General features: G+C 64.7%; 15 protein-coding genes and 1 tRNA gene. 14 read left to right on the top strand and 2 right to left on the bottom strand.

Annotated elements, in window-relative coordinates:
• Positions 1–73 precede the first annotated feature (73 nt).
• Positions 74–1,039, top strand: coding sequence for a tetratricopeptide repeat protein (locus tag B2994_RS02435; protein WP_291526810.1), 966 nt, complete (start codon positions 74–76; stop codon positions 1,037–1,039).
• Positions 1,040–1,071: 32 nt separating this feature from the next.
• On the opposite strand, the gene B2994_RS02430 is transcribed toward B2994_RS02435, so the two are convergent.
• Positions 1,072–1,689, bottom strand: coding sequence for a hypothetical protein (locus B2994_RS02430; protein ID WP_291526809.1), 618 nt, complete (start codon positions 1,687–1,689; stop codon positions 1,072–1,074).
• 138 nt (positions 1,690–1,827) lie between these two features.
• Between B2994_RS02430 and B2994_RS02425 the strand changes: the two genes are divergently transcribed.
• From B2994_RS02425 to B2994_RS02395, 7 genes are all read left to right on the top strand, one after another.
• Positions 1,828–1,900: transfer RNA gene (locus B2994_RS02425), tRNA-Arg, on the top strand.
• A 50-nt stretch (positions 1,901–1,950) separates the two neighbouring features.
• On the top strand, positions 1,951–2,340 hold the full coding sequence (locus B2994_RS02420) for a Rid family detoxifying hydrolase (protein ID WP_291526808.1): 390 nt from the start codon (positions 1,951–1,953) through the stop codon (positions 2,338–2,340).
• Positions 2,341–2,430: 90 nt separating this feature from the next.
• Positions 2,431–4,257 (top strand): arginine--tRNA ligase, encoded by a 1,827-nt coding sequence (argS, locus tag B2994_RS02415; RefSeq protein ID WP_291526807.1) that lies wholly within the window; start codon positions 2,431–2,433, stop codon positions 4,255–4,257.
• Between the two features lie 18 nt (positions 4,258–4,275).
• Positions 4,276–5,859, top strand: coding sequence for a diaminopimelate decarboxylase family protein (locus B2994_RS02410; protein WP_291526806.1), 1,584 nt, complete (start codon positions 4,276–4,278; stop codon positions 5,857–5,859).
• A gap of 137 nt (positions 5,860–5,996) precedes the next feature.
• Positions 5,997–7,316 (top strand): homoserine dehydrogenase, encoded by a 1,320-nt coding sequence (locus B2994_RS02405; RefSeq protein ID WP_291526805.1) that lies wholly within the window; start codon positions 5,997–5,999, stop codon positions 7,314–7,316.
• Complete coding sequence (gene thrB, locus B2994_RS02400) at positions 7,316–8,335, top strand: homoserine kinase (RefSeq protein WP_291526804.1); 1,020 nt, start codon at positions 7,316–7,318, stop codon at positions 8,333–8,335. The genes B2994_RS02405 and thrB overlap by 1 nt, the downstream gene beginning before the upstream one ends.
• Positions 8,336–8,411: 76 nt before the next feature.
• Positions 8,412–9,743: a Maf family nucleotide pyrophosphatase gene (locus B2994_RS02395; RefSeq protein WP_291526803.1), complete on the top strand. Its 1,332-nt coding sequence runs from the start codon at positions 8,412–8,414 to the stop codon at positions 9,741–9,743.
• Here the strand turns inward: B2994_RS02395 and B2994_RS02390 are convergent.
• Positions 9,736–10,680 carry an AEC family transporter gene (locus tag B2994_RS02390; RefSeq protein ID WP_291526802.1) on the bottom strand — a complete coding sequence of 315 codons (945 nt, stop codon included), beginning with the start codon at positions 10,678–10,680 and terminating at the stop codon, positions 9,736–9,738. The genes B2994_RS02395 and B2994_RS02390 overlap by 8 nt on opposite strands.
• A gap of 146 nt (positions 10,681–10,826) precedes the next feature.
• On the opposite strand from B2994_RS02390, the gene dapE reads away from it, so the two are divergent.
• The 6 genes from dapE to proB all read left to right on the top strand — a co-directional run bounded on the left by dapE (position 10,827) and on the right by proB (position 18,835).
• Positions 10,827–12,044 carry a succinyl-diaminopimelate desuccinylase gene (gene dapE / locus B2994_RS02385; protein ID WP_291526801.1) on the top strand — a complete coding sequence of 406 codons (1,218 nt, stop codon included), beginning with the start codon at positions 10,827–10,829 and terminating at the stop codon, positions 12,042–12,044.
• A gap of 308 nt (positions 12,045–12,352) precedes the next feature.
• Positions 12,353–15,079, top strand: a complete 2,727-nt coding sequence (locus B2994_RS02380) for an Rne/Rng family ribonuclease (protein WP_414630620.1) — start codon at positions 12,353–12,355, stop codon at positions 15,077–15,079.
• Positions 15,080–15,220: 141 nt separating this feature from the next.
• On the top strand, positions 15,221–15,529 hold the full coding sequence (gene rplU / locus B2994_RS02375) for a 50S ribosomal protein L21 (RefSeq protein WP_291526799.1): 309 nt from the start codon (positions 15,221–15,223) through the stop codon (positions 15,527–15,529).
• A gap of 22 nt (positions 15,530–15,551) precedes the next feature.
• Positions 15,552–15,803 (top strand): 50S ribosomal protein L27, encoded by a 252-nt coding sequence (rpmA, locus tag B2994_RS02370; RefSeq protein ID WP_291526798.1) that lies wholly within the window; start codon positions 15,552–15,554, stop codon positions 15,801–15,803.
• 152 nt (positions 15,804–15,955) lie between these two features.
• A complete protein-coding gene (obgE, locus tag B2994_RS02365) occupies positions 15,956–17,641 on the top strand; it encodes a GTPase ObgE (protein ID WP_291526797.1) in 1,686 nt (561 codons plus the stop codon).
• A 60-nt stretch (positions 17,642–17,701) separates the two neighbouring features.
• Entirely contained in the window at positions 17,702–18,835 is a 1,134-nt protein-coding gene (gene proB / locus B2994_RS02360; RefSeq protein ID WP_291526796.1) for a glutamate 5-kinase, read from the top strand.
• Positions 18,836–18,907: the final 72 nt, after the last annotated feature.

Genomic DNA, 18,907 nt, shown 5'->3' with positions numbered 1-18,907 from the left:
TGATGCGTGGCATCTGTGACATCGTGATATGCGCCGTGCATGAGGAACGTGAGCGGGGAAAGGATAGGTTGCTATGGCTGAGGAGCCGTTCAAGCCGGGAGTGTCGTTGGCGGGGGCCGTGGATTTGGAGGCTCTGGCGCATCAGGTGAAGTCCGAGCCAGGGCAGGCGGGCGGGGCGCCCGCAGCCGGCGGCTATGTGATCGATACCAGTGAGTCCTCCTTCCAGTCGATGGTCTCCACCTCGGCCACATTCCCGATTCTGCTGCTGCTGTGGATTCCCACCGATGACCGCCTGTTCGGCATGGCCCGTGCGCTCGGCGACGCGGTGAACAAGCTCAAGGGGCAGATCCAGCTGTCGCGCATCGACATCGCGTCCAATCCCTCCATCGCGCAGGCGCTGCGCGTGCAGGGAGCCCCGGCGTTGTTCGCATTGATCAACGGTCGCCCGATGCCGATTCTGCAGGGTCTGCCTAGCGACGAGGAACTGCAGCAGGTGGTCGACACCCTGATCCCGCAGGTGATTCAGGCCGCCCAGCAGGCCGGTGTGAACGGCACCGCGCCCTATCAGGGCGATCCGTCCGCCGATGCGGCGGATGCGCAGGGCGACGCCTCCGCAGCCGAGCGGATTCCGCCGGAGCATGCCCATGCCCGCAGTCTGGCCGCGCAGGGCGATTACGCGGGTGCCGCCGCCGCGTACGCGCTGGTGCTGGAATCGAATCCGGGCGACACGCTGGCCGCCCGCGAGCGTGCGAAGGCTTTGCTGTTGGCTCGTTCCGGTTCCGCGAATGTGCGCGAGGTGCGTGCGCAGGCCGCCGCCCATCCCGATGACGTGGAGGCGCAGCTCGCCGTGGCGGATATCGACATGATCGGCGGGCAGATCGCCGATGCCTTCGACCGTTTGCTGGACTTTCTGGCTGCCGGGCATAAGGCCGATCTCGATGTGGTGCGTCAGCGTCTGCTGGAATACTTCACCATCCCCGAGCCGGCCGATGAGCGGCTGAAGCGTGCCCGTCGCCGTCTGGCCACGTTGATGTACTGATATGCGCTGATCCGTCTGCCGGCCGTCTGCCGCTATTCCACGCGATTCGTTCCGAAGAACGGCGAGAAATGGGGGCCGTGTTCGCGCAGCTCCCGCTCATAGGATCCGGCCCATGTCCCATAGGGCATTGTGGCGAGCCCGTCGTTTGAGAATCGTCGGTCGTCGGTGATCTCGGACACCGCGAACCGTGGGATGACGAGGTTGGTGACCGGGCCGCTACGTTCCGCCTCGGCCACCACCAGCGGGGCGTTGACGCCGCCGAACACGTCGATGTTCCACCCGTCCTCGCCGATCCATGCGCTGTAACGGTTCTTGATGATCGGCGCACCGCCGCGCAGGACCAGTTCGGCGGCGATGTCGGGGTCGATCTCGCGCCCGGCTTCGTAGCGGGTGCCTCCTACGGACGGGCCCTTTACGGTGACGAACGCCTGCCTGAACGCGGATCGATGCGTTGTGAGCACGGCGATGGGATCGGTGCCCGCGGTCATCGACTCTCGCAGCGACGTGGCCTGCAGGCGGATGCGCAGCGCGTAATTGTCCTGATGCACGTAGTAGCTCTGCACAATGAGCAGCGGCGCGTCCCCGTCATCGAGTTCCGGTGGCAGAGCACGGCAGAAAAACCGACGTTCATATTCGAAATCGTCATGCATAATCTCATTGTATGGACATTATTCTGGGATGATTGGTTCGGCACGCCTGATATGACGCGGAATTCGGGCGGAATCTCAGCCGATGACCATGCGATGCCGTAGTATGGAGAAGTTGCTCGGAGCCAGTCCCCGGGCATTGGGTCCGTAGCTCAGTGGATAGAGCGTCTGTCTCCGGAACAGAAGGTCGTGGGTTCGAATCCCATCGGTCCCACAGGAACCATCGGCGTCGCCTCGCGAATTCACAAGGAAGAGAGCCACATCATGAGCGAAACAATGGAAGAAGTCGCCACCTCGTACGCCCCGGCCGCATTGGGCGCCTACAGCCAGGCCGTGAAGGCGAACGGCTTTGTGTTCGTGTCCGGCCAGCTGGGCATCGACCCCGCGACCGGCGAGTTGGCGGGCGAAACCGCCGGCGAGCAGGCGGCTCAGGCGCTGAAGAACATCAAGTGCATTCTCGACGCCGCCGGCACCGGCATCGAGCATGTGGTGCGCGCCACCATCTACCTGAAGAACGTTGAGGACTTCAAGGAGGTGGACGCCCGCTACGCCGAGGTGTTCATCGGCTCCGTCAAGCCCGCGCGCGTGGCTTTCGGCAACAACATGATCCCCAAGGGCGCGCTCGTCGAGATCGACGCCATCGCCGCGGAGTGATCCGGCGGCAGCCCCCCGACGGCCTCTGAGCCGTCCCGCGAACGGAACGGCACCGTTCGAGCTGTCTTCAGGCCCGGTATCCTTGGAAGAATGAGTCCTGAAGCACTAAGTGAACTGATTGCCAAGATTGCGCACAGCCTGGTTTCCGCGGGCGCCGCGGGCCAGCTGACCGAAGACCTGATTCCCCCCACCGCCAAATTCGCCGTGATGCGCCCCAAGGACCGCGCGCATGGCGACTGGGCGTCGAACGCCGCCATGCAGCTGGCCAAAAAGGCCGGCATGAAGCCGCGCGACCTGGCTGAACTGTTCGCAGCCGAGCTCGCCAGGGACCCGGGCATCAAGTCCGTGGAAGTCGCCGGCCCCGGCTTCATCAACATCACCCTTGACTCCGCCTCCGCCGCCGCCATCGTCGATACGGTGCTCGAGCAGGGGGCCCGGTTCGGTCGCAACGACCATCTGGGCGGGCAGACGCTGAATCTTGAGTTCGTATCCGCCAACCCCACCGGCCCGATTCACATCGGAGGTACCCGCTGGGCGGCCGTGGGCGATTCCATGGCCCGCGTGCTCGAGGCCAACGGCGCCAAGGTGGTGCGCGAATACTACTTCAACGATCATGGGGAGCAGATCAACCGCTTCGCCAAGTCGCTGGTCGCCGCATGGGCGCGCGCCAACAATCTCGCAGACCGGGGATATGCCGCGGAAACGCCCGGAGACGGCTACAAAGGCGCGTATATCGACGAAATCGCCGCCCAGGTGCAGTCCCAGGCCGAAGCCGACGGCGTGGACCTGACCGCTCTGGAGCACCGCGACGGCGGCTTGGACGACAAGGGCCTGCCCCGCGGCGAGGAGGACACCGAGGTGCGCGAGGAGTTCCGCAAGCGCGCCGTGCCGATGATGTTCGACGAGATCCGCAAGTCCATGAAGGAATTCCGCGTGAACTTCGACGTGTGGTTCCATGAGAACAGCCTGTATGCGGATGGCGAGGTGGCCAAGGCCATCGAGGTGCTGCGTGAGCGCGGCGACATCTACGAGCGCGAGGGCGCCACCTGGTTCGCCTCCACCAAGCACGGTGACGACAAGGATCGCGTGATCATCAAGTCCAACGGCGAGTTCGCGTATTTCGCCGCCGACATCGCCTACTACTGGAACAAGCGCCACCGTGCCGCCAACCCGGCCGATGTGGCGATCTACATGCTCGGCGCCGACCACCACGGCTATATCGGGCGCATGATGGCCATGTGCGAGGCGTTCGGCGACAAGCCCGGCGAGAACATGGTGATCCTGATCGGACAGCTGGTCAACGTGCTCAAGGACGGCAAAGCCGTACGCATGAGCAAGCGAGCCGGCAATGTGGTGACCATCGACGATCTGACCGAGGCCGTGGGCGTGGACGCCGCGCGCTATTCGCTGGCCCGTTCCGACTACAACTCGCCGCTGGACATCGATCTGAACCTGCTGGCGAGCCACACCAACGACAATCCGGTGTACTACGTGCAGTACGCGCACGCCCGCTCCTGCAATGTGGACCGCAATGCCGCACAGGCCGGCATCGGCGTCGACAAGGCCGATCTGAGCCTGCTGGACACGGCCGCCGACGGCGAGGTGCTGGCCGAGCTCGCCCAGTGGCCGGCCACGGTGGCGCTGGCCGGCGACGCCCGCGCTCCGCATCGCGTCGCGCACTATCTCGAGGATCTCGCCGCCGCGTACCACAAGTGGTACAACGTGGAGCGCGTGGTGCCGATGAAGCTGACCGAACCCGAATCCCGTGGGGACGAGGAGGCCGTCAAGGCGCTTGACATCGCCAAGAACCCGTCGCCTGAACGCGCGGCGGCGCGACTCAAGCTCAATGACGCCGTGCGCACGGTGATCGCCTCGGGACTTGACATGCTCGGCGTGACCGCGCCCGACAAGATGTGAAAGCGAAGGACGATCCCCATGGCGATTTCTCCAATTTGGCCGGCCGCCAGCGCGATCAACGAGCGCGGCGAAGTCACCTTCCACGGCCGCAGCGCCGCCAGCCTGCTCGACGAGTTCGGCTCCCCGCTGTACCTCATCGACACCGATGAGGTCGACGAGCGTGCGCATCACTTCGTGCACGCCGCCGCCGACGCCTTCGCCAACTCCACCACACATGTGAGCTTTGCGGGCAAGGCCTTCCTGTCGAAAGAGATTGTGCGCATCGTCACCGCCGCCGGCATGCTCGTCGACACCTGCACGATGGGGGAGATGCGCATTGCCCTGGCGGCGGGTGCGCCGGGCCGCCGACTGGTGCTGCACGGCAACAACAAATCCGACGACGAAATCGCGCTGGCCATTGAGCGGGGCTTCGCCAAGATCGTGATCGATTCCCCCGACGAGCCGGCGCGCGTCGCCGCGATCGCACACCGTCTGGGCAAGCGCGCGCGCGTGATGCTGCGCGTCACCGCCGGCATCCATGCCGGTGGCCACGAATACGTCTCCACCGCGCACGAGGACCAGAAGTTCGGCGTGCCGCTGATGCCCGCCGGCGCCAAAGCCGACGTGCTGGAGGTGCTCGACCGGTTGGATGGCGTCACCCCGGCCGGTTCGAATGCGCGCGTCGCCAAGCGCATCGATGACGCCGCGTCCGGCGTTGAGACGACCGACTCCACCCTGGGTCACCGTGCCGAGCGCAGCCTGCAGTACAACGTCAAATATCCTTACGATTTGAGCCACGAAGAGGTCTCGAGCGCGGATCGTGCGCTCGCCGCCGCCATGGAAACCGTGGCGGACGGCCCGGCGCTCGCGGTGCTCAAGGACATCGCCTCGCATGCCGAGGATCTGGAATTGGTGGGCGTCCATTCGCATATCGGCTCGAATATCCACGATGCCGACGCCTTCATCCAGGCGGCGAAGCGCATGATGCTGCTGCGCAAAACCTTCTACGCCACCGATGCGATCACTTTGCCCGAGGTGGATTTGGGCGGCGGGTATTCCGTGGCCTATACCGATGGCGAGGACTCCATGGACATCGACGTGGAGCTCAAGCGCCTGGCCGATGCGGTGCATCGGGTGAACCGCGCACTCGGCATGCCCGAACCGGCGATCAGCTTCGAGCCCGGCCGCTGGATCGTCGCGCCCGCCGGCGTCACGCTGTATCGCGTGGGCACCGTCAAACCGGTGCATCTGTCCGATGGCACGGTACGCACCTATGTATCGGTGGACGGCGGCATGTCTGACAACATTCGTCCGGCTCTGTACGGCGCCGACTACACCGCGGTGCTCGCCAACCGCCCGGGTGCCGTCGAGACCGTGCTGGCGAGGGTCTGCGGCATGCATTGCGAGTCCGGGGACATTGTGGTGCGCAATGTGAGGCTTCCCGCCGACATCCGACGCGGTGACGTGCTGGCCGTCCCGGTGACCGGAGCATATGGCCGCACGATGGCCAGCAACTACAATCAGGCGCTTATCCCCGCCGTGGCCGCCGTTTGCGAGTCCGGAGCACATCTGCTGATGCGTCGCCAGACCATTGACGACTTGCTGTCCCTCGATATGGGCTGATTCGGTTGGCGGGCCGTTGCGCCGGCGGCCCGCCGGTGCCGTTGGCTCTTTCGCGCCGTTTGAGACGCCGGGAGCCACTGTCAGCTCAAATCCGTACACTGGAAACCGTCTCACCCTGTAACACAAAGGAGATTCTCGTGGCCGAGAACGTGCAGAACACCACCCCCATCCGCGTCGCCCTGCTGGGCGCCGGTACCGTCGGCTCCGCCACCGCCCGTCTGCTGGTCGAGCAGAAGGAGGAGTTGGGCAAGCGCATCGGCCGTCCGATCGAACTGGTCGGCGTGGCCTGTCTCGACCCCGATGAGGTGAATGTGCCGTGGATCGACAAGGCGCTGCTCACCACCGACACCGCGGATCTGTGCACCAGGGCCGATATCGTGATCGAGCTGATTGGCGGCACCACCGTGGCGCGCACCTTTGTGCTCAAGGCCATTGAATCGGGCGCGTCCGTCGTCACCGCCAACAAGGCGCTGCTGGCCAAGTACGGCCCCGAGATCTATCAGGCGGCGGCCGCCAAGGGCGTCGACATCTACTTCGAGGCGGCCGTGGGTGGCGCCATTCCGTTCCTGCGTCCGCTGCGCGAGTCGTTGGTCGGCGACAAGGTGACCTCGATGCTGGGCATCGTGAACGGCACCACCAACTACATTCTCGACGAGATGACCACCAAGGGCCTGCAGTTCGACGACGTGCTCAGAGACGCCCAGTCCAAGGGCTATGCCGAAGCCGACCCGACCGGCGACATCGAGGGCTACGACGCCGCCAACAAGGCGGCGATCATGGCGACGCTCGCCTTCCACACCAATGTCACCATCGACGACGTTTCGGTTGAGGGCATCACCAAGATCACCGCCGACGATATCGCCGCCGCCACCGCCGAGCACAAGGTCATCAAGCTGCTGGCCGTGGTGGAGAACGGCGAGGCCGGCGTCTCCGCGCGCGTCTACCCGGCGCTGCTGCCCGACACCCATCCTCTGGCCAGCGTGCACGGCTCCTTCAACGCCGTGTTCGTCAAGGCCGAGGCCGCCGACGACCTGATGTTCTATGGCCGTGGCGCCGGCGGCGCTCCGACCGCTTCCGCCGTGGTGGGCGATGTGGTGACCGAGGCCCGTCATATCGCCGCGGGCTGCACCGGTCCGGAAATCCCGATGTACAACAATCTGCCGTTCGCACCGGTGGAGGCCAGCCGCGCCGCCTTCGCCGTCCGCTTCCTCATCCACGACAAGCCGGGCGTGCTGGCCGCCATCGCCGCCGAATTCGCCAAACAGGGCGTGTCGATCAACGGTGTGAACCAGGATCTCAAGCCCACGCTGACCGACCCCGGATATGACGGCGAGATCCAGCAGCTGCGCGTGGTGACACATCCGACCGACGAAGCCACCCTGCGAAGGACGGTGCGGGCCGTGCAGGAGCTCGACTTCGTGACCGGCGATCCGTCTATCCTCAGGGTGCTGGACTGATGATGCCCGAGATCCATTCCGTCAAGGTCCGGGTGCCGGCCACCAGCGCCAATCTCGGTTCCGGTTTTGACGCCGTGGGATTGGCGCTCGAATACTACGACGAGCTTGAGTTCACGGTGAACCCCGATGCCGCCGACGTCGCCGCCCATATCGAGATCCATGGCGAGGGCGAACGGACTCTGCCCCGTGATGAGACGCATCTGGTGGTGTCCACCTTCCGCAAGGCATGCGAAACCTTCGGCCTGCGCAAATTCGGCTTCACGATGGTGGCGCATAATCGCATCCCGCAGGCTCGGGGCATGGGATCGTCCGCCGAGGCGATCGTCGCCGGCATCGCCGCCGCAGCTGGGTTTGCGCATCGCGGGGAACTGAATCGCGCCGCCATCTTCGATCTCGCGGCCCATGTCGAAGGCCATCCCGACAACGTCGCGCCCGCCGTCTACGGCGGTCTGACCGTTTCCTACGATTTCGAAACGGCGGAGGGCGTCGGCTCGGTGGCGATCGCCGGAGGCGAGCCGCTGAGAAGCGGTTTCCATGCCGTGAACTACCCGGTCGACCCGGCTGTCGACGCGTTCGTCTTCGTGCCCGATTACGAACTGTCCACCGAAAAGGCGCGCGAGGCGTTGCCCGCCCGGGTGTCGCATCAGGATGCCGTGTATAACGTGTCGCGCGTGGGACTGATGCCGGCGGCCATGAACCCCGCGTCGCTGGTTGCAGATGCCCGTGGCGCCGATCTCGCCGACCGCGCCAATGCGCTGTTGTTCGCCGCCACGCAGGATCGCCTCCATCAGCCGTATCGTGCGTCCCTCATGCCGCCGAGCACCGCGTTGATCGCCAAGTTCCGCAAGGCCGGATTCGCCGCCGCGGTGTCGGGCGCGGGCCCATGCGTGCTGGTGCTGCATTACGGCGATGCCGTCGGCGCCGTCGAGGAAGTGGCCCATGACGAGCTTGCCGGAGGCCATTGGCGCATGCTGCATCTGCCGGTGAACACCACGGGCGTGCGGATCGAACGCGTATAGACGGCTGTCGCCGCGTCGATGCGGTACAGTCTGTCATAAGAGGAACTTGAGTGGTTACGGGAGAAGTTGGTTTGCCATGTCGATTCCACTGATTCTGGCGTCACAGTCGCGCCCGCGCAGGGATGTGCTGTATAGCGCCGGCATTTGCGCCACAATTCGCGTGTCTCATGTTGACGAGCGCGCCGCGGTGGCCCATGAGGCCTCCCGGTTGGGAATAAGCGTCGACAAACTGCCGGTGCAAAGCCAGGTGCTGATTCTCGCCCAGGCCAAGGCGCGGTCGGTGTACCAAACCTACTGCGAAATCCGCCGGACCGCCGCCTCAGCCACCGGATCGCTGCAGGTGTGCCGCCCGCTGCAGGAGGGTTTCGACGTCATCGCGAGCAGCGAGCCGATTCAGCGGGCCATTGAACGGCATGGCGGTATGGCGACGCGCGAGGCCGGCCCATTGATCGTCGGTTGTGATTCCATGTTCTGCCTGGATGACACCGCCTATGGCAAACCGCATGATGCGGAGCATGCGCGCAAACGCCTGAAGCTGATGCGCGGACGCACCGGCACGCTGTGGACGGGCCATTGCGTCATCGATGTGGCCACCGGTCGCACCGTGCGCGCCGTCAGTCATGCCGAGGTGACGTTCTGCCGATACTCCGACCAGGACATCGACCGGTATATCGCCACCCAGGAGCCTTTGGAGGTGGCCGGGTCCTTCACCCTCGAGGGGTTCGGCGGCTCCTTCATCGATTCGATTCAGGGCGACCCCTCAGGCGTCATCGGGCTGAGTCTGCCCACCCTGCGCCGGTTGGTCGGGCAACTGGGCTATAGCATCACCGATTTGTGGAATCTGAACCGAGATCGGCGGTCCTCCGCCTCCGACGACGCCGACGCGCCGCGCGACAATGTGCATCAGCCCGGTGACGGATGGGTCGACTGTCCGTGCGGACACCGGCACTGGGGCGTGAACGGGGCCTCCGGCGTGTTGCTGGCTCGACGCGATGCCGCCACTGGCGCGGTGACGAAGGTGCTGATGCAGCATCGGGCCATGTGGAGCGCCGAAGGCGGTACGTGGGGGGCGCCGGGAGGCGCGACGGCCGATGGCGAAAGCCCTCTTGAGGGAGCCTTGCGCGAAAGCTTCGAAGAGGCCAATATCCGTCCCGAAGACATTGATGTGGTCGGATCCTATCTCGAGGACCACGGCCCATGGGGATACACTACGGTATTCGCCTTCGAAAAGCCCGGACACACCGTCGAGCCGCGCGCGAACGACGACGAAAGCATGGGCGTCGAGTGGATCGACATCGACGACGTGCCCAGCCACACGCTGATTTCGCCGATGCAGCGTGACTGGCCGCAGTTCGCCGCCAGACTCCAGCGGATCTCCGACGATATGCTGAACGCCGGGGTCAGCTGAGCAGCGCCGCGATGACGGCGATGAACACCGGCGAGGTCATGGTGGAGATCAGGATGCCGTCGCGGGCGAAGGTAAGGCCCACATTGTAACGGGCCGCATAGTTGTAGACGTTCTGGCCGGTCGGCAGCGCGGCAAGCACCACGCAGCCATAGAGCTCCACCCCGCGGAAGCCCATCACGAAGTAGGACAGCGCAAACGCGATGATCGGCATGATGATGTTCTTGAGCACCGCCACGGTGAAAATGGCCGGACGGTCGCCCCTCTCCTGCAGCGGCTTGGTGCCGCGCAGCGACATGCCGAACGCCATCAGAATCATCGGTACGGCCGAGTCGCCGATCATGTCGATCGGATCATACAGGAAATCCGGTATCACGAAGTATCCGGCTTTGGCGCTGATCGCCGAGATCGCAATGCCGCCGAGCGAACCGATGAGCAGCGGCTGATGCAGCGGCTGTTTGAGGATCTCCTTGGCCGATACCTTGCCCTTGGTGGTCACGTCGAGCACCGTCAGACCGATCGGCGTGAACAGCGCCTGCTGCATCACCAGAATCGGCGCCACCAGCGCGGGATTGCCCAGAATATAGGTCGCGACCGGCAAGCCGATGTTATTCGAATTGAGATACAGCGAATTCAGCGCGCCGATGGTGGCGTCCGGCGCCTTCATGTGGAAGAACATGGCGTTCAGCAGCAGGAAGAGCGCTCCGACCAGTGCCGCGGACAGGAACGCCACCAGCAGGCTCGGGTGGAAGATGTCGCCCAGCGGCTGCTTGGACAGAATCGCGAACATCAGACATGGGCTGGACACAAAGAAACTGAACCGGTTCAGCACCATTTGCGCGGTTGGCCCGCCGATGCGGAACCGAGCCGCCACATAACCGGTGCCGATGACGATGCCGATGACACAGAATCCCTCCATGGCGCTTAACAGACCTGGCATCCGATCGCTTCCCTTTCACCTGACGCGCGTTCAACGCGTCGCACAATTGGAACAATACACTGCTGATAGCCATCTCAGTGTGTCACATATCCCCGCATTGCGGGCATCCATCTCATAACGTAGGCATGGATTGATACATTGGGGCCATGAGCAATACGAACGCCTCGGAACATATCGGCATAGCATTCGACCCCACGGTCGGCCGTCAGGACGCGTTGAACGCGTTGCTGGAGCAGATTATGGGATCGTATTCCGTCAGCGATGACGAGGGTCCGCTGGCCGACGCGGTGGAGGAGTTCCTGACCGCCCGATGCCCGCATCTGAAGGTTCTGCGTCACGGCGACACGATTGTCGCGTCCACCCATGCAGGGCGTGATCGGCGCGTGCTGCTCGCCGGCCACCTCGACACCGTGCCCGTCATCGACAACTTCCCGCCGAGATGGCTGGAACCCGGCGACCCGCTGATCCGCGCGGAAATCGCCCGGGACCATCCGAATGATCGCGTGATGTGGGGTCGGGGCGCCACCGACATGAAGGCGTCCGACGCGGTGATGTTGTATCTGGCCGCCACGCTTGTCGAACCGCGCTGCGACCTGACCTACGTGTTCTACGACCACGAGGAGGTGGCCGCCGAAAAGAACGGTCTGAGGAAAGTCGTCGAAGCGCATCCCGATTGGATTCGCGGCGATTTTGCGATTATCGGCGAGCCGACCGGCTGCGGCATCGAAGGCGGATGCAACGGCACGATACGCTTCGACGTGATCTGCCATGGCATGGCCGCGCATTCCGCCCGCGCATGGATGGGCGACAATGCGATTCACAAAGCCGCCGACGTGCTCAACCGGCTCAATGCGTATGAGCCCTCAACCGTGCATGTGGACGGGCTGGACTACCGTGAGGGCCTCAACGCGACCTTGATCTCCGGGGGCAACGGCACCAATGTGATTCCGGATTGGTGCCGTGTGCACGTGAACTACCGCTTCGCTCCGGATAAAACGTTGGAGGAGGCCAAGGCGCTCATGATGGGCGCCGATGCGGGCGCCGAGCTGGGCAATGGCGAGCATGTGGCCACAGGCGGCGTGTTCGAAGGATTCGGCATCGAGATGAAGGACGAATCCCCCTCGGCCCGCCCGGGTATGAACGACCCGTTCGCCATCGCCCTGGCCGATCTGGTCAGGCGACGCACCGGGCGCGAGCCGATGGCCAAACTCGGATGGACCGACGTGGCGAGATTCTCGCAACTCGGCATCCCGGCCGTCAATCTCGGTGCGGGCGATCCGCTGCTGGCGCATAAACATGACGAGCAGGTGCCGGAATCCGATCTGACGCTGCTGGCGGGCATTCTCGAGGATGCGCTGAAATAGCGGCGCGCTCCCCCGGTGCCGGCGGTCCAAAACACGCATGGCGCCGAGAGGGACGCATCGTGTGTCATACTGGAGGGCGGTGGTTCTGCATGGCCACCCAAACCCGTGAAGGCGTCGATCCCCTTGCGCAAGGAAGCAGCCCCAGGTCGGCTGCGCGCGTGAGCGCCGGTGTCCGCTTTTGCGATGGAGAAGCTTTTGTAGTGAATCTCGGACGATGCGCTCGGATGCGCGGCCGCGGTGAGAGCGCGGCGTGACAATCGGACCGGGACCTGACCGGCGGCCCGATGCAGCGTGCCGTGAGGAGCATCGTGCCCAGAATAAGCAAAGACGGCTTCGATTCCACCGAAGCCGATGCCAGTGTAACCAATTCCAATGCCGCCGCCGATTCGAATTCGACGTCCGCTGCGGCTCCTCGGCGTCGCAGGGGAGGCCGTCGTGTGGTGCGCGTGGCCGGCGAGGCCGGCGCCGCTTTGCCGATGCATGTGGAGCAGCCGCAATTCGAAGAGCCTGTGCTGCCGTCCCGTGCCCATGCCGCCGCCTCCGGTTCGGGCGAAAGCGCCAGGGATCGTCATGAGCGCGCGCTTGAGGCGGTTGGGGATCTGCCGTTCCTTCGCGGCTCGGGCGTTGCCGGCAAGTCCTCCGGCTTGGATGCGTCCGGCTCCGCGGCCTCGGCGCCTCGGCGCGCCGCGCGTCCGATGACTTCGCTCCTGTTCCAGGAGCCTGTGCTGCCGTCCCGTGCCCATGCCGCCGGTTCTTTTGCGAGTGACGATGGCGACGACGCCGATCGCGAGGACGCGGGTATGTCGAATGCCCGCAGGTCTCGTCGCCGTCGCGCCACGCGCTGGATCGACGACGATTTCGGTATTGAGCTGCCGGACCCTCGCGATGTGCGCAAGGCGCGTGAAGAGCGGGCGGATGACGAGACGGATGACGAGACCGACGGCTCGAAGGGTGCGACTCGTGGCGGCGAGGAGCCCCGTCGTCGCCGCTCCTCCGATGAGCACGCCGGTTCCGGTCGCCGCGGCGGTCAGTCGCGCGTCTCGCATGATGAGGAATACGATCCCGACAACGACACCCGCCGCGCCCGCCGCAGCCGTCGCCTGAACGCGCAGGAGCGCCGCGCCGCCGCCGAGGTGGAGCAGATCGAACAGGACCTCGAATACGACGACATCACCTACGCGCCGATTGACACGGAGTCGGGCGACGGGTCCTCGGATTCCCATGGCGACAAGGATCGCGAGGAGACGGTGACGCGTCGTCGCCGTCGCCGCCGAGCAGGCCATGACTCCGAAGCCTCTGCGGGCGATTCGACCGGTGCCGGTCATTCCGAGCGGGAGGATGAGGAAGAGTCGGGCGTGACGCGTCGTCGCCGTCGCCGCCGCGGCTCCCGTGTGGCGGAGGACGAGGAGGAGACTCCGCTGATTCGTCGTTCGCGCAAGCAACAGTACATCGATGAGATCACCGACATCGAGGGCTCCACACGTCTTGAGGCGAAAAAGCAGCGTCGCCGTGACAATCGCCGCGAGCGTTCCCGCCAGTCGCAGCTGATGGAACAGGATTTCCTGGCGCGTCGCGAGAACGTGGACCGCCTGATGGTGGTTCGCGAAAAGGAACACCATACCCAGATCTCGGTGATCGAGGACAACGTGCTGGTCGAGCATTACGTCTCCGACATCCAGGAGGTTGCCACGGTGGGCAACATCTACCTTGGACGCGTGCAGAACGTGCTGCCGAGCATGGAGGCCGCGTTCGTCGACATCGGCCAGCCGCGCAACGGCGTGCTGTACGCCGGCGAGGTGAACTGGGACGCCACGCGTCTGGAGGGCCAGCCGCGCCGCATCGAGCTCGCGTTCAAGTCCGGCGATCCGGTGCTGGTGCAGGTCACCAAGGATCCGATCGGCCACAAGGGGGCCCGTCTGACCAGTCAGGTCACACTGGCGGGGCGTTTCCTGGTGCTGGTGCCCTCGGGCGGCATGACCGGCGTGAGCCGCAAGCTGTCCGAGCGCGAGCGCAGCCGGCTGAAGACGATCGTCAACAAGATCGCGCCGAAGGACATGGGCGTGATCATTCGCACCGCGGCCGAAGGCGCTTCCGAGGAGGCCATCACCAAGGATCTTGAGAATCTGGTGAAGCAGTGGGAGCGCATTTGCGCCAAGCGCGAGGAGTTCTGGCACGGCAAGCGTCCCAAGCTGCTGCAGGGCGAGCCCGACGTGGCGATTCGCGTGGTGCGCGACATCTTCAACGACGACTTCAACAAGCTCATCGTCGAGGGCGACAAGGTCTACGAGCGCATTGAGGAATACCTCGACACCATGGCCCCCGATCTGCGGGACAAGCTGGAGAAGTGGGATCCCGCCGAGCATGAGGGCAAGGACGTGTTCGACAAGTGGCAGATCGACGGTCAGCTGCGCAAGGGCATGGAGCGGCAGGTATACCTGCCGTCAGGCGGTTCGCTGGTGATCGACCGCACCGAAGCCATGACCACGATTGACGTGAATACCGGCCGGTTCATCGGCAGGGGCAAGTCGCTTGAGGAGACGGTGACCCGCTGCAATCTCGAGGCGTCCGAGGAGATCGCCCGTCAGCTGCGCCTACGTGACATCGGCGGCATGGTCATGATCGACTACGTCGATATGGTGATGCCGGCCAACCGCGACCTGGTGCTGCGTCGCCTGGTGGAGTGCCTGGCCCGCGACCGAACGAAGCATCAGGTGGCCGAGGTCACCTCGCTGGGCCTGGTGCAGATGACCCGCAAGCGCGTGGGCCAGGGGCTGGTCGAGGCGTTCTCCGAAGAATGTCCCACCTGCAAGGGTCGTGGGTTCATCCTGCACGACGAGCCGACCGTGTCCGCCTCGTACGACGACCCGTATGCCCTGAAGGGCGGCGACCCGTTCGTCAAGACGAACAAGCATGGCCATGGCACCAGCGTTCCCAAGGAGACCACGCCGCAAGGCTCCAGCGCCGATGTGAAGGCCAAGCTGGCCCAAATCGCCGCGGCGGCCGTGGCAGCGAACCACACCGACGACGAAGAGTGAAACCGCGGGCGTGTCGTGCTTGACACGCCCGGCAGTTCGGTTTGACCAAGTACGTGGTGTGGTGTAAGTTTGATAGTCGGTGTCTGGCCGCGGGCTCGGTGCGTCAGGCAGGAAGCTTTCCAAGTCAATAAAGGATAGATTATGTACGCGATTGTGAAGGCCGGTGGCCATCAGGAAAAGGTTGAGGTTGGTGACGTCATTGCCGTCAACCGTCTCGCTGCCAAGAAGGGTGAGACCGTGGAATTTCCGGTCGCTCTCGTGGTGGATGGCGCCAAGGTGACGCTGGCCGCCGCCGATCTCGCCAAGGTCTCCGTCAAGGCCGAGGTCGTTGACGACGAGGCCAAGGGCCCGAAGATCAACATCCAGAAGTTCAAGAACAAGACCGGCGTCGCTCGTCGCAAGGGCCATCGCCAGCAGCTGACCACCGTGAAGATCACGGCGATCGCCTGAGACTCAAAGGAAGGAATCAGACATGGCACATAAGAAGGGTGCGTCCAGCTCTCGCAACGGTCGCGATTCAAAGCCCCAGTACCTTGGCGTCAAGAAGTTCGGCGGCGAAGCTGTGGTGGCCGGCAACATCATCGTGCGCCAGCGTGGCACCAACTTCCACCCGGGCCACAATGTGGGTCTCGGCAAGGACCATACGCTGTTCGCCCTCGCCGACGGCACCGTGAAGTACGGTGTGCGTCGCGATCGCAAGGTTGTGGACGTCATCGCCGCCTGAGACTGGCAACTGGTCGTATAGACGTATCAACCGCATTCGTGCTTCGGCATGGGTGCGGTTTTTCATATCGATGGACTGCCGCGGTTTGGCGCGGTATGTCTGGGCATGGGACCGGAAGAGCCGTTCATGGGTGAACGGTACAGTGGAGCAATATGAGTGATTTTGTGGATCGGGTAACCGTTCATGTGAAGGGCGGCGATGGCGGCAACGGGTCCGCCGGCGTGAGGCGCGAGAAATACAAGCCGCTGGCGGGGCCGAATGGCGGCGACGGCGGCGATGGCGGCTCGGTGGTGTTCGTGGCGGACAGGAACACGACCAGTCTGCTGGACTATCGGTTTATGCCGCATCGTGTTGCCGATAGCGGCACAATGGGCTTGGGGGACAACAAGGACGGTTCCAAAGGCGCGGATCTGGCGCTTCCGGTGCCCTGCGGCACGGTGGTGTTCGACAAGAAGGGGCGCGTGCCTCTGGCTGATCTGAGGCATCCGGGCGACCGCTTTGTGGCGGCGGCCGGTGGCGCCGGCGGTCTTGGCAATGTGTCGCTGGCCAATAAGACCCGTCGCGCGCCGGGTTTCGCGCTGCTGGGGGAGCCCGGCGAGGAACGCGACGTGCTGCTCGAGCTGAAGTCGATTGCCGATGTGGCGCTGGTGGGATTCCCCTCGGCCGGCAAGTCGAGCCTTATCGCCGCGATGAGCGCCGCCAAGCCGAAGATCGCCGACTATCCCTTCACCACGTTGGTGCCGAATCTTGGCGTGGTGATGGCCGGAGACAGCCGCTATACCATTGCCGATGTGCCGGGTCTGATTCCAGGGGCGAGCCAGGGCAAGGGACTGGGCTTGGAATTCCTGCGCCATATCGAGCGCACGGAGATCATTGCGCATGTGATTGACTGCGCCACGCTTGAGCCCGGGCGCGATCCCATGAGCGACTACGAGGCCTTGGAACGCGAGCTGGCACAGTACGCCGATTCGCTTGATCTGCCGCTTGGGGCGATTCCAATCGCCGAGCGGCCGCGCGTCATCATCCTCAACAAGGTCGACATGCCCGAGGCCAAGGAGCTGGCGGAATTCGTACGGCCCGAGTTCGAGCGGCTCGGTCTGCCGGTGTTCGTCATCTCCACCGCCTCCCATGAGGGCCTCAAGGAGTTGAATTTCGCGTTGGCGAAGCTGGTGAAGGAGCTGCGTGAGCGGGTTGCGGAGCGTGAAGACGCCGCGGAGGCCGAGCGCGTGGTCATCAAGCCGCTGGAATCGCCGAGGATCAGTCGGCGCTCCCCGGCCGGCAGGAATGCGCTCGAGTTCGCCATCCAACGAGAAGAGGGGGATGACGGCCATCCGCTGTTCGTGGTTACCGGCGTCAAGCCCGAGCGCTGGGTGCTGCAGACGAATTTCGACAATGACGAGGCCGTGGGCTATCTGGCCGATCGTCTGGCCAAACTCGGCGTCGAGGATGAGCTGCGTCGCAAGGGCGCCCGGCCCGGCGACACCGTGCAGATCGGTCGCGGTGCCCGCGCCGTTGACTTCGACTGGGATCCGACGATTGCGGCCGGCGCCGAATTGCTGGATGGATCGCAGCTGGGCGCACGCGGCAAGGACCTGCGACTGCAGACCGAGGACGGGTATGCCAAGCGGCGCACCAACGCGGAGCGTCGCGAGCAGTACAAGGCGATGATGGACGCCAAAACCGCGGTTCGCGCCGCGATGGAGGCCGAGCGCAAGGCCGGTCACTGGGCGGATCCGTCGGTTGACGACGATCGCCATGACGAACGGAGCTTGTTCGGCCGCGGCGAGGACGTGGATGCCGATGACGCGGACGGCGATGAGGACGACGGGCGGCGCTAGAGCGCGTCGCCATTGCATGCCGCAATCGCAATCGCGCAGTGAATGGGGGAGCAGGGACATATGAGCACGCCGAGCCAAAGAGATGTTCGCATGGCGGTGGCCGAGGCGCAGACCGTGGTCGTGAAGGTTGGTTCGAGTTCGCTGACCACGCAGTCCGGCCATCTTGACCCCACGCGGCTGTCCTCGCTGGTCGCCGCGCTGGCGCAGGTCAAGCTCATGGGCGGTCGTGTGGTGCTGGTGTCGTCGGGCGCCATCGCCGCGGGCTTCGGCCCGTTGGGATTTGCGTCCCGCCCTCGCGACGTGGCCACGCAACAGGCCACGGCTGCCGTCGGGCAGGGGCTGTTGATGAGTCAGTACGAGACCGCTTTTTCGCAGTACGGCATTCGCGTGGGGCAGATCCTCATCACCGCCGAGGACACCATTCGCCCGCAGCAGTACCGCAATGTGCAGCGAACGCTGGACCGGCTGCTGGATCTCGATGTCGTGCCGATTATCAACGAGAATGATTCCCTGGCTTCCAACGAGATCCGTTTTGGCGACAATGACCGGCTTTCCGCGCTGGTCGCCAATCTGGTGCGCGCCGACGCCCTGGTGCTGCTGACGGACGTGGATGCGCTGTACACCGCTCCGCCGAAGGATCCCGCGGCCCGTCGTATCGGATTCGTGCCCAATGTGGTTGCGACCCTGGGCAAGGTGACCGTGACGGGCAGCTCGTCCGGCGTGGGCACCGGTGGCATGATCACCAAGCTGGAAGCGGCTCGCGTGGCCGCGGTCTCGGGCATTCCCACGGTGCTGACCTGCGCGTCGAACGCCGGTCCCGCCCTGATGGGCGATCCGGTGGGCACCGCCTTCGCTCCCGTGAAGCATCGCGGCACCTCAAGACGGCTGTGGATCGGGTTCGCTGCGGCGCCGCGTGGCACGCTGACTGTGGATGAGGGTGCTTCCAAGGCCGTGCGTGGTGGCCGGGCGAGTCTGCTCGCGGCCGGTACCGTGGGCGTGAACGGCGAATTTTCCGCGGGCGACCCGGTGTGGATCGCCGACGAATCCGGCCGTCATTTGGCCAAAGGGCTGTCGGGATTCGATTCCGAGGAGATTCCTCAGATGCTGGGGCGCACCACGGCCCAGCTGAAGCGTTTTCTCGGTGAGGAATACGCTCATCCGCTGGTGCATCGCGATAATCTGGTGCTGGTGTAGGCTTCATCTCTGCCAAATTTGGCAGATCGTGCTTGGTAGAGCGTCCGTTGGGCGGCTGTATGGCTTGTTCTG

It is taken from the genome of Bifidobacterium sp. UBA744 (assembly GCA_002298605.1).
Classification (GTDB): domain Bacteria; phylum Actinomycetota; class Actinomycetes; order Actinomycetales; family Bifidobacteriaceae; genus Bifidobacterium.
The sequence above is the reverse complement of the archived record's forward strand: the minus strand, read 5'-3'. Positions and strand labels throughout refer to the sequence as shown.

Bases quoted from the DNA above. Each gene is read 5' to 3' on its own strand.
- dapE (WP_291526801.1), top strand. From the start codon at position 10,827: ATGAGCAATACGAACGCCTCGGAACATATCGGCATAGCATTCGACCCC.
- thrB (WP_291526804.1), top strand. From the start codon at position 7,316: ATGATGCCCGAGATCCATTCCGTCAAGGTCCGGGTGCCGGCCACCAGC.
- B2994_RS02435 (WP_291526810.1), top strand. From the start codon at position 74: ATGGCTGAGGAGCCGTTCAAGCCGGGAGTGTCGTTGGCGGGGGCCGTG.
- obgE (WP_291526797.1), top strand. From the start codon at position 15,956: ATGAGTGATTTTGTGGATCGGGTAACCGTTCATGTGAAGGGCGGCGAT.
- B2994_RS02395 (WP_291526803.1), top strand. From the start codon at position 8,412: ATGTCGATTCCACTGATTCTGGCGTCACAGTCGCGCCCGCGCAGGGAT.
- B2994_RS02390 (WP_291526802.1), bottom strand. From the start codon at position 10,680: ATGCCAGGTCTGTTAAGCGCCATGGAGGGATTCTGTGTCATCGGCATC.
- B2994_RS02430 (WP_291526809.1), bottom strand. From the start codon at position 1,689: ATGCATGACGATTTCGAATATGAACGTCGGTTTTTCTGCCGTGCTCTG.
- rpmA (WP_291526798.1), top strand. From the start codon at position 15,552: ATGGCACATAAGAAGGGTGCGTCCAGCTCTCGCAACGGTCGCGATTCA.
- argS (WP_291526807.1), top strand. From the start codon at position 2,431: ATGAGTCCTGAAGCACTAAGTGAACTGATTGCCAAGATTGCGCACAGC.
- B2994_RS02410 (WP_291526806.1), top strand. From the start codon at position 4,276: ATGGCGATTTCTCCAATTTGGCCGGCCGCCAGCGCGATCAACGAGCGC.
- B2994_RS02420 (WP_291526808.1), top strand. From the start codon at position 1,951: ATGAGCGAAACAATGGAAGAAGTCGCCACCTCGTACGCCCCGGCCGCA.
- rplU (WP_291526799.1), top strand. From the start codon at position 15,221: ATGTACGCGATTGTGAAGGCCGGTGGCCATCAGGAAAAGGTTGAGGTT.
- proB (WP_291526796.1), top strand. From the start codon at position 17,702: ATGAGCACGCCGAGCCAAAGAGATGTTCGCATGGCGGTGGCCGAGGCG.